Source organism: uncultured Chloroflexus sp., assembly GCF_937129525.1.
Classification (GTDB): domain Bacteria; phylum Chloroflexota; class Chloroflexia; order Chloroflexales; family Chloroflexaceae; genus Chloroflexus.
Genome location: NZ_CAKZNK010000036.1, coordinates 1 through 9,756, shown reverse-complemented (window position 1 = coordinate 9,756; position 9,756 = coordinate 1). Strand labels below are relative to the sequence as shown.

The following is a 9,756-nucleotide window of genomic DNA, read 5'->3' as shown; positions in this document are numbered from 1 at the left end:
AGCGGGCGGGCGGCGGCGTAGTCGCCCTGCGCATACAGCAAATACCCGGTCTGGTCGAGGAGACGTGTAGCAGTCTGCGGATTCAACCGGTCGTTCTGCTTCTCCTGCTGACAGAGGGCCAGCAGATGGGCACGGTACGGCGCGCCGTCTTGCGGGGCGCGGTCGAGGTCGATTTGTTCCAGCGCAGTCAGCGTTGCCTCGATCGCCGCCGCGAAATGCCCGTCCGGGTCTGGATCGCGGCGCCGACCGTAGGCGGCCAGCAACCGGTGCATCTGCGCGCCATCTTTGGTTCGTTCTAGCAACCCAACCGCCAGGAGTCGGTTGATCGCTTTATCAGTCGCCTCAATCTGCTGCAGATCGGTCGTGTCGCCACCGGCCAGCGCGTTCACCAATGGCTGGGGGATCGGTTCCGGCGCCAGCCAGGCCAGGCTGTGGAACAGGCGAAGGGCGTTCTGCGCCGCGTCTGCGCGCAGATGCTGGTAGCTCAGCTCGATGGCGGCGGCCACGCCGCGCGGGTAGCCGGTCGGAAGCTCGGCATCGCGAGCCAGCGCATTACTCAGCGAGGGGTCGTCGAGCAGGGTCTGCTCCAGTCGCTGTTGATACACGATGAGCGGCAGGTTGTATATCTCCTCCAGGTAGGCTCCCGCCAGCGCCAGCGCCAGCGGCAGATCGCCGACCAGATCGCAAATCGCATCGGCTGCCTGTTTCGTGGCTGCATCGGCCAGGATGTCATCGACCGATGTGCCCTGCGCCTGGGCGCGTGGCGACAGGAGGAGATACCGGCTTTCCATGCGGGGCAACGGCGCGAGCGGGACTATTCTCACGCCCGTCGTGGCGCGCCAGTTAGTTTTGCGACTGGTGACCAGCACCCGCGCGCCGCCGGTGACCGGACGCCACTCTTTCAGCAGCGCCGGATCTTCGAGGTTGTCGAACACGAGCAGGCGGAGGACCGACTCTTGCCAGGCGCGCCTGACCGCCGCTACCTTCTCATCGAGTGATAGGCTGCTGAAGCCAGGCAGGTTGAGGCCGTCCGGCTCGCCGCACCTGGCGACCTGAAGCTTCACGCCGTCTGGATCGGACATATCGAGCCAGAAGACCCCGCCCGGAAAGTGTTTGTGGTAGCGATGGACAAACTCGACTGCCAGTTGAGTCTTCCCGATCCCGCCGGTGCCGCTCACCACCGGCGCAACCACCGCAGGAGCGCCGTCAGAGCTGCCCTTAAGCAGGATATTGGCCAGACTTTCTAGCTCTTCCTCGCGCCCACGGAAGAGGTGGTTGCTTCGGTACGGCACCAGAAATGGCGGCGCGCCGACAGCGGCGCGCTCGCTTGCGGTCAACCAGAGACGGCCATCACGCAGGCGGCAAAAGAGCGTGAAGGCCCCCCAGTCCGGGCGCCCGGCCTGATCAGCCGCCAGGCGCGCCTGCTGAACGGCGTAATCCACCTGACCGTCGCGCTGCAGGCTGTCAAAGAAGACCGGCAGAAAGCGGGCTGCCGTGTCTACGGTGAGATTGCCGTAGGCAGCCAGCACTGCGGGAACGCCGGCGCGCGCCAGGCGCGGACCCAGCGCAACCAGCGGCGAATGGCGATCATCACCGGCGCCCGCGCAACTGACCAGCGCGACCAGCCGCGGCCGGGTATCAGCCGGCAGCGTGGCCAGCAATTCGACCAGATCGGCGCCGTTACGCCGGGCAACCCGTCCGGCGGTATCGGTCAGGTACAACCACGGTTCGCCATCGATCAGGCGACCGTGGGCAACCAGGTACAACAGATCGTAACCCTGCCGCAGACCCGCGCTAATGGCATCCCACTCTGCGGTCACCACCTCTGTCTTGATGTCAATCCTGGTCAGCGCCTCACGCGCCCGCTGTAATTCAGCCGCGCCATCGATGGGGGGCAGACTCCAGCGTTCAGCGTCCGTCGGCGCAGCCACCGCCACGATAGCGCGCATCGCCCCGCGTGGACGCGGCTCCAGCGGCGTAATATCGTCGGATCTGAGGTAGCGGCTCACCCAGACCTGATTGGCCAGAGCGAGCGGTTTGCCGTCAACCGGATCGCTGAGTTGCTCCCAGCGCAGGGCGTGCAGACGGTCAGGCGCCACGATCAGCAGACGCAGAGCGTCGGCGCGGTTGAGTGCCGCGGCCCGCAGCTCGCGATAGGCCGCGGCAATGTCTGGATGGGTAAAGGGGTTGAAGTCTTCAGTCGCCGCCGAGTCTACCGTATGGTTCAGGGGAAACGGACCGCGATCCACCGTCGAGTTACCACCTTCGAGCCACATCCTCGCGGTGAGGTGACCGATCCGATCCGCAACGAGTTCGAAGATAAGGGTGGCTGTGCGCATACGCGGCAGGGCTTGATAGATTGACGCAATGATATGCTAGATTTTACCATAACCGTGGCGACGTTGCAACGCAACGTCGCCACGGAAACTCTCGCTCAATCTGCCACATTCCTGGCTGCGCTCACATCAGATCGAGCGGGCGCCGTCGGCCATGCCAGCCGACCCTCACCCTTATCAAGCATCAAGAGCGCCGCAGTAATCAGGTACGGCGGCATGCTGGCGTTAAAGTACGAACCTGCGCTGATATTCACCAGCAAGAACAGAGCCAGCGCCGCGCTCTGCCGCACCCCCTTGCCGGTCAACATGCTGATGGCCACAATGACCTGTCCAATGGTCAAAATCCAGGCGATCGGTCGGTAGAACGGAATCGCAAAATGGCGCAGGTAGGCTGCGCTGAAACTGTTGGGATCGATCTCTGTCAGCCGCTGCTCGAAATGCTGGCGCATAACGTCTGTCGTCATCCAGCCGCGCGTGATCTTGTGGTATGCGCCATAGGCAAACGTAGCGCCAAAGGCGTAGCGCAGAATAACAAGGCCAATTCGAGCCGCCCGCCGAAGCTGGAGCCTGGTAGACGTGTCCATCGCATACCTCCTGAATGCCGGTCTTATCAATTGAAATGGCATCTCGCATCTCTCACGAGTATATCACTTTTTGACAAAAATTGTGTTTATATGTCAGAGCATGAATCTAAATATTTGATGAGAAAACGGCATCAGTCATTGCCGATCCGGTATCATGCCTTACGGGAAACCATTCTGAACGTGATGAGGTATCAAACACTTATGACAATGCGACAAGCTACGCTGATCATCGCTCTCATTGCCGCGCTGGCCGTAGCCGGCCTGCTCTTCTACGTCTTTCGACCGCCGGAAGCGGCGAGTGGCCCGCTTGAAGCAGTTCCACTGGCTTTGCCGACGACAGCGCCTGTAGCAACCGCTGCGCCGACGGCGTCTCCGGCGCAGAACGTCACCGCGGCCCCCGCGCCGACAACCGACCCTGCTCAACCAACCACAATTGCAACCGCCGAGCCACCGGCGTTACAACTGTTCGAGATCGATCAGAGTCGCTCGGAAGCGCGCTTCTTGATCGATGAAGTGTTGCGCGGTCAACCGATTACGGTTGTTGGCGTCACCAATCAGGTGGCAGGTCAGATCGCGCTCAACCCGGCGCTGCCCTCGGCGGCTCAGGTTGGCGTAATCCAGATCAACGCTCGCACCCTGACAACTGACAACGAACTGCGCAATCGCGCGATAAAAAATGCCATCCTCCGCACCAACCAGTTCGAGCTGATAACATTCACCCCGCGGGTGATTTCCGGTTTGCCTGAGACGGTCACTATCGGCACGCCGTTTGAGTTCACGATTGAGGGTGATTTGACGATTACCGATGTCACCCGGCCAGTCACGTTTACGGTTACGGTGACTCCGGTGAGCCAGACCGAAATCAGCGGGGTTGCCCGAACGACCGTGCTGTATCGCGACTTCAACCTGATCATTCCCGATTCGCCATCGGTGGATACCGTCGCCGATGAGGTTCGGCTTGAGCTGGAGTTTGTGGCGACGCTGGTCGGGTAAATCGCGTAGCGATGGCAGCCTGACCGCGCGCAGAGCCTGTTAGCCGGCAACAGGGTTGCCGACAGGCGGAATTGTTTCATCCTCATATGCTATAATGACGCGAGTTTTGGTAGCGAAAGGTCAGGAGATTGCAATGAGCGCGCAAAGCACCCGTGGCCGTCGCGTCAAGGCGGCGAAACAAAACAATTTACTCTATCTGTACATTGCGGTCGGGGCGGTGTTGGTCGTTGCCGTCACGGCGCTGGTCATTGTGCTCACCCGCAATACCACTGAAGTGAAAGCGCCAACGGCGCCGGTTGGGCGCACCGAGGAAGGGTTTTACTACAAAGGCAACCCCGATGCGCCGGTCAAGGTGATCGCGTTTGAAGATTTTCAATGCCCGGGCTGCGCCTTCTTTTCGCGCAATCTGGCGCCGATCCTCGAGCGCGACTACATCAATACCGGCAAGGTGCAATTCATCTATCACGAACTGCCGTTGACCAACATTCACCCCAATGCAGTGGCGGCGGCTGAAGCTGCCCGCTGCGCTGGCGATCAGGACAAGTTCTGGGAGATGCACGATCAGATCTTCGCCAATCAAAGCCTTTGGGCGCAATTGAGTTCGCCGCTCAATACCTTTAGTGGCTATGCTGGAATTATCGGTATCGACCGGGCAGCGTTCGATGCGTGCATGCAAGCCGGCACGCACCGCGAGGCAATCCTGGCCGCAGCCGAGGCAGCCACGGCGCTCGGCGTGCAGGCGACGCCGTCGTTCAGTGTCAACGGTCAGATCGTCGACTCGAACCGCCTGTTTACCGCCGTCGATGCCGCTCTGCGCGCTGCCGGTCGCTGATGAGACCCGTGTCAGGCGGTAATCGGCGTTCAGGTTGCGCCAGATTACTCCGGGCGGCAGTCTTGACGCGCTGCCGCCGCCGGCCTATAATGGGCCGGCTTTTTCGATATGAGTGAGGAGCGCTGTTGCCGTGCAAAATCGTGATCTCTTTGCGTTAATCCTGATTATTGTGACGCTCGGCCTGGCGCTGGCGATCAATTTCGCGCCCAATAACAACTTCCTCGGTCGCGATGTCAGCGCGCGCCTCGGTCTTGATTTGCAGGGTGGCATTCAAGTGTTGTTGCGCTCGGCAGACCCCAACGCAACTGCCGAGGAGATTGCCACTGCCGCTGGCGTGATTGAGCAACGGGTGAATGCGCTGGGGGTGGGTGAAACGGTCGTGCAGCGAGCCGGCAATGACCGGATTATTGTTGAACTGCCCGGCGTGGCTAATCCTGAGCAGGCTATCGAGACGCTGCGCGGCACGGGTCGGCTTGAGTTTATCGATTCGCAGGGCCAGTACCTTGCCGAAGGCGCGATTGTGCGCACCTCTAGCAGCCCCAATCCGCCCCAGTTGCTGGAGAGCGAAACCGTTACCGATGTCAATAGCCTTGGCCCAATCTACCAGAGCATCACCGATGGCGCCGACCTCGATACCAGCGCCGTCCAGCCGACCTTCTCGCAGGGTGGCACGCTGGGTAGCCGACCGGCAGTCGCGTTTGCGTTCCGCGGTCAATCGGCCCAACGCCTGGCTTCGTTTACCGCGGCAAATGTCGGTCGTCCGATGTGTATCGTGCTCGATAATGTGGTGGTAAGTTGTCCGGTCATCAATGCCGCCTTGACCGATGGTTCAGGTGTCATTGAAGTGACAACAAACGCCGAGCGCGACCAGATCTTCAACAAGCTCAAGTACGGCGCGCTGCCGGTGCCGCTCGTGATCGAGACAAGCCGCACCGTAACCGCTACGCTCGGCCAGGAGAGTGTTGCGGCCAGTATCAGGGCCGGGATCATCGGCCTGGTCGTGGTCGCCCTCTTCATGACACTCTTCTATCGCGGCCCCGGCCTGATTGCCACCATTGCGCTGTTGATCTACACCGCCATCAGCTTCGCTATCTATCGCCTCATTCCGGTAACGCTGACATTGCCGGGCATCGCCGGTTTCATCCTCTCGATTGGGCTGGCGGTTGATGCCAATGTGCTTATCTTTGCCCGCCTGCGCGAAGAGTATCGTCGCGGGCGTTCGATCCGCAATGCGCTGGAATTGGGCTTCGTCGAGTCGTGGCCGGCTATTCGCGATTCGAGCGTGTCAACCTTGATCACCAGTATCGTGCTCTTCATGTTCGGTAACAGTTTTGGCGTTAGCCTGATCAAAGGCTTTGCGCTAACGCTCGGTCTTGGTATCGTGTTAAGCCTGTTTACCGCAGTGATTGTGACCCGCACCTTCTTGCGGCTGGCACTGCCGCTATTCAGCGATGAGCGGGCCTGGTGGTTTGGCGTGGATCGCCGCGAAACACCGCCACCGGCTGCGACCGCAGCGTCGTAAATGGCGGTCTGGGAAGCTGATTGACATCGAGAGAGCTGGAGTAACGTCGCTATGGAACATCTCGTCCGCCGTCGCTATTGGTGGTTTGCCTTTTCTCTCCTGATTATTCTGCCCGGTCTTTACATGCTCTTGCTGCATCCGCTGGTCACGACCGGTCGCTTCGCGATCGGGTTGCGACCGAGCATCGACTTTGCCGGCGGCGCGTTATGGGAGTTGCGCTTTCCAGAAACCACGCCCGAATCGCTCACCACTGACCGCATTGCCCAGGCGTTTGCCACTGCCGGGTTCGAGAATGCCCAGGTGCAGCTCAGCCCCACTGTGATAGACGGGCGCCAGATCGCGGCAGCGCTGGCGCGAACGCGACCACTCAGCGAGTCTGATCCCAATGCCGAGATCGAAGCTGTGATGGCGGCATTGAACAGCGCGTTTGGCGTGGTAACCCGCGAGCGTCTCGAGAGTGTTGGCCCTACCGTGAGCGCCGAATCGACCCGCAGCGCCATCATCGCCGTGCTTGGCGCGTCGCTGGTTATCTTGCTCTACCTGACATGGGCCTTTCGCAAAGCGCCGCATCCGGTGCGCTACGGTGTCTGCGCGCTCATCTCGATGCTGCACGATGTGCTGGTCGTGCTCGGTATCGCCGCCATCCTTGGCGTTACTATCGGGCTAGAGGTTGATGCGCTCTTCCTGACTGCGCTGCTGACGACGTTAAGCTTTTCGGTACACGACACCATTGTGGTCTTCGACCGGATTCGCGAGAATCTGCTAAACCGCCATCCCGCCGAAACGTTTGACGACGTTGTGAATCACAGTCTTGTGCAGACGCTGCCCCGCTCGATCAACACCCAGTTGACAACCTTCTTCACCTTGACGGCGCTGCTCCTGTTTGGCGGCGATACCATTCGCAATTTCGTGCTCATGCTCTTGATCGGTCTGATCAGCGGCACCTACTCCTCCATCTTCAACGCGGCGCAGTTGCTCGTCGTATGGGAGCATCGGGAGTGGCGCTCCTGGTTTGGCCGTGGCCGCCGCGACGAGGCAGCCACCGCAGTCTGATCGCGCCGATCACGGCTCGACTTTTACCCCACGCCAAAACGCGATATAGCCGGCAATCTGTCTGGCCGCATCTTTTGGCGTGGGGTAATACCACGCAGCATCGCGGTTTACCGATCCGTTCACCACGACATCGTAGTAGCTGGCTGTTCCCTTCCAGGAACAGACGGTGTGTGTCTGGCTGTCGCGCAAATATTCCCGCCTGACCGAGTCGGGTGGGAAATAGTGGTTGCCTTCCACAACAATGGTGGCGTCGCTCTCGGCAATCACCGCCCCGTTCCAGATCGCGCGCGGCATAGAGTTTCCTCCTTTATATTATGTAGAGTAAAGGTGAATGACCGACAACCATGCATACCGGTCATGATCATGATGCCTCAATTCGCGCAACTTTTGCCGGTCAACTGCGGTTTACTTTATAGCAGCAACAAATCGTGTTCTCGCCGTTGCGCCGGTAGAGTATGGACGATACGATCCGCTATTACATCGGCTTCAATTTGGTTCCCGGCATCGGCCCGCTCCGCCTGGGCCGCCTCATCGAGCGCTGCGGATCGGTCGCAGCGGCGTGGCACGCGAGCGACACCGCGATGATCGCTGCCGGCCTTGACGCGCGCAGCATCGCCAGCCTGAAAGCGGCGCGCCAAACGCTCGACCTTCACGCCGAGCTAGCTCGTCTACGCGCTGCGGATGTTATCCCGATCCCGATCACCGACCCGAGCTACCCACCCCTGCTCCGCATGACTCCGACCCCGCCGCCACTTCTTTATCTGCGCGGCGCGATCACGCCAGCCGATCAGCGAGCGGTCGCCATTGTTGGCACTCGCCACCCCAGTCCGTATGGGCGAGAAGTGACGCGCCAGTTGGCCCGCGATCTGGCGGCTGCCGGCATGACCATCGTGAGCGGATTGGCGTTGGGAATCGATACGATTGCGCACACTGCTGCGCTCGAAGCGGGTGGACGCACGATAGCCGTGCTGGCCAGCGGAGTTGATCGAATCTATCCGGAACGGAATAAGGCGCTTGCCCAACGCATCACTGCTGCCGGCGCGCTGGTCAGCGACTACCCCCTGGGTACCCCACCGGCCCCGCTCAACTTTCCACCGCGTAACCGCATCATCGCCGGATTGAGTCTGGCAACAATCGTGGTGGAAGCCGGCGAGCACAGCGGAGCGCTGATCACCGTTCAGTTTGCGCTCGATCAGGGCCGCGACGTGATGGCAGTGCCGGGATCGATCTTTAATCCGCTGAGCGTTGGGCCGCACCGCCTGATCCGTGACGGCGCAGCGGTTATCACAACGGCGAGCGATGTGCTGGCTGCGCTTGACCTTACCGGCAACAGTGATGCGGGTGAATCGCCGCTTGAGCTGGCGCTCACCCCTGAAGAGGAAGCGATTTACCGCGCAGTTGAGGCCGAGCCACAGCACATTGACGTGATCGGTCGCGCCGCCGGTCAGTCGGCGGCGGCTACGGCTGCGGCGCTGGCGTTGCTGGAATTGAAGGGGTTGGTGCGGCAGGTTGCGCCGCTCTACTATGCGCGAGGGAGGTGAAGCGATCGGATGCGGTGGTCAGAAATCGAACGTTGCTTCGGCCCGATTGGCAAAAGCGTCTGCCAGCATGCGGCGGGTGCGGCTGAGCAAGGGAGGCAACCGATTGGGATCGAAAAAGCCGACGTTTACATTCTCGTGCCCGGCCTGTTGCAACTCGCCACCGGTCACCCGCGCCGCAAAGAAGATGGCCAGAATCTGTGACTGATCGCCGTTCGGATAACTCCAGGCAAAATCGGGGCCGCTGTAGATACCGATGAGTTTATACGGCTCTAAAATCAGGCCGGTCTCTTCATGCACTTCGCGCACCAGCGCCCGCGCCGGTGACTCATCGAGACCGATCGTGCCACCCGGCACGTCCCAGAGCATCACATCGGCCCGCCGACACAGGAGTATCTGTCCCGCCTCATTGCGGACAAACCCGCTCGCCCGCACCTGCAAGATGCGTTGATGCCCAACGTAGCTGCGCAGCCAGCGTGTGTATTTCACGGTCATGGCACTAACTCCTTTTCTCAAGTTGTCGGCCATTATAACATCATTGCACTGGGTGGGGGGCGAATCATCATTTGCCCCACACCACCACCGTCGCCATCAATACCGATCCCGGCACGGGCATGATGGTGGGGCATTGCATATATGCATATATATCGTCGTCATCATCATCATCGTCGTCGTCGTCGTAGGGGCGAATAATTATTCGCCCCTACGACGACGATAACGCCATCGTTCCCACCGCCGCCATCATCGTCGTCACGCCGCCGTCATCGTCGTCACGCCGCCATCATCGTCGTCACGCCGCCGTCATCGTCGTCACGCCGCCATCATCGTCGTCACGCCGCCATCATCGTCGTCACGCCGCCATCATCGTCGTCACGCCGCCATCATCGTCGTCAATACC

At 60.8% G+C, this 9,756-nt stretch carries 9 protein-coding genes; 5 read left to right on the top strand and 4 right to left on the bottom strand.

The annotated features are described in order from the left end of the window. On the bottom strand, positions 1-2,249 hold a 2,249-nt coding region (locus Q0650_RS03415), incomplete at its 3' end, for a CHAT domain-containing protein (RefSeq protein WP_298815933.1). A gap of 185 nt (positions 2,250-2,434) precedes the next feature. Further along, positions 2,435-2,920: a DoxX family membrane protein gene (locus tag Q0650_RS03410; protein WP_298815932.1), complete on the bottom strand. Its 486-nt coding sequence runs from the start codon at positions 2,918-2,920 to the stop codon at positions 2,435-2,437. 201 nt (positions 2,921-3,121) lie between these two features. Between Q0650_RS03410 and Q0650_RS03405 the strand changes: the two genes are divergently transcribed. From Q0650_RS03405 to secF, 4 genes are all read left to right on the top strand, one after another. Further along, positions 3,122-3,913, top strand: a complete 792-nt coding sequence (locus tag Q0650_RS03405) for a YceI family protein (protein WP_298815930.1) — start codon at positions 3,122-3,124, stop codon at positions 3,911-3,913. Positions 3,914-4,046: 133 nt separating this feature from the next. After that, positions 4,047-4,745 (top strand): thioredoxin domain-containing protein, encoded by a 699-nt coding sequence (locus Q0650_RS03400; RefSeq protein WP_298815928.1) that lies wholly within the window; start codon positions 4,047-4,049, stop codon positions 4,743-4,745. Positions 4,746-4,875: 130 nt separating this feature from the next. After that, positions 4,876-6,267, top strand: coding sequence for a protein translocase subunit SecD (gene secD, locus Q0650_RS03395; RefSeq protein ID WP_298815927.1), 1,392 nt, complete (start codon positions 4,876-4,878; stop codon positions 6,265-6,267). 51 nt (positions 6,268-6,318) lie between these two features. After that, positions 6,319-7,320, top strand: a complete 1,002-nt coding sequence (gene secF, locus Q0650_RS03390) for a protein translocase subunit SecF (protein ID WP_298815926.1) — start codon at positions 6,319-6,321, stop codon at positions 7,318-7,320. 9 nt (positions 7,321-7,329) lie between these two features. On the opposite strand, the gene Q0650_RS03385 is transcribed toward secF, so the two are convergent. Continuing rightward, a complete protein-coding gene (locus Q0650_RS03385) occupies positions 7,330-7,614 on the bottom strand; it encodes a DUF427 domain-containing protein (protein WP_298815924.1) in 285 nt (94 codons plus the stop codon). 161 nt (positions 7,615-7,775) lie between these two features. Between Q0650_RS03385 and dprA the strand changes: the two genes are divergently transcribed. Continuing rightward, a complete protein-coding gene (dprA, locus tag Q0650_RS03380) occupies positions 7,776-8,861 on the top strand; it encodes a DNA-processing protein DprA (protein ID WP_298815922.1) in 1,086 nt (361 codons plus the stop codon). An 18-nt stretch (positions 8,862-8,879) separates the two neighbouring features. Here the strand turns inward: dprA and Q0650_RS03375 are convergent, their stop codons facing one another. After that, positions 8,880-9,353, bottom strand: coding sequence for an NUDIX domain-containing protein (locus Q0650_RS03375; protein WP_298815920.1), 474 nt, complete (start codon positions 9,351-9,353; stop codon positions 8,880-8,882). Positions 9,354-9,756 lie beyond the last annotated feature (403 nt).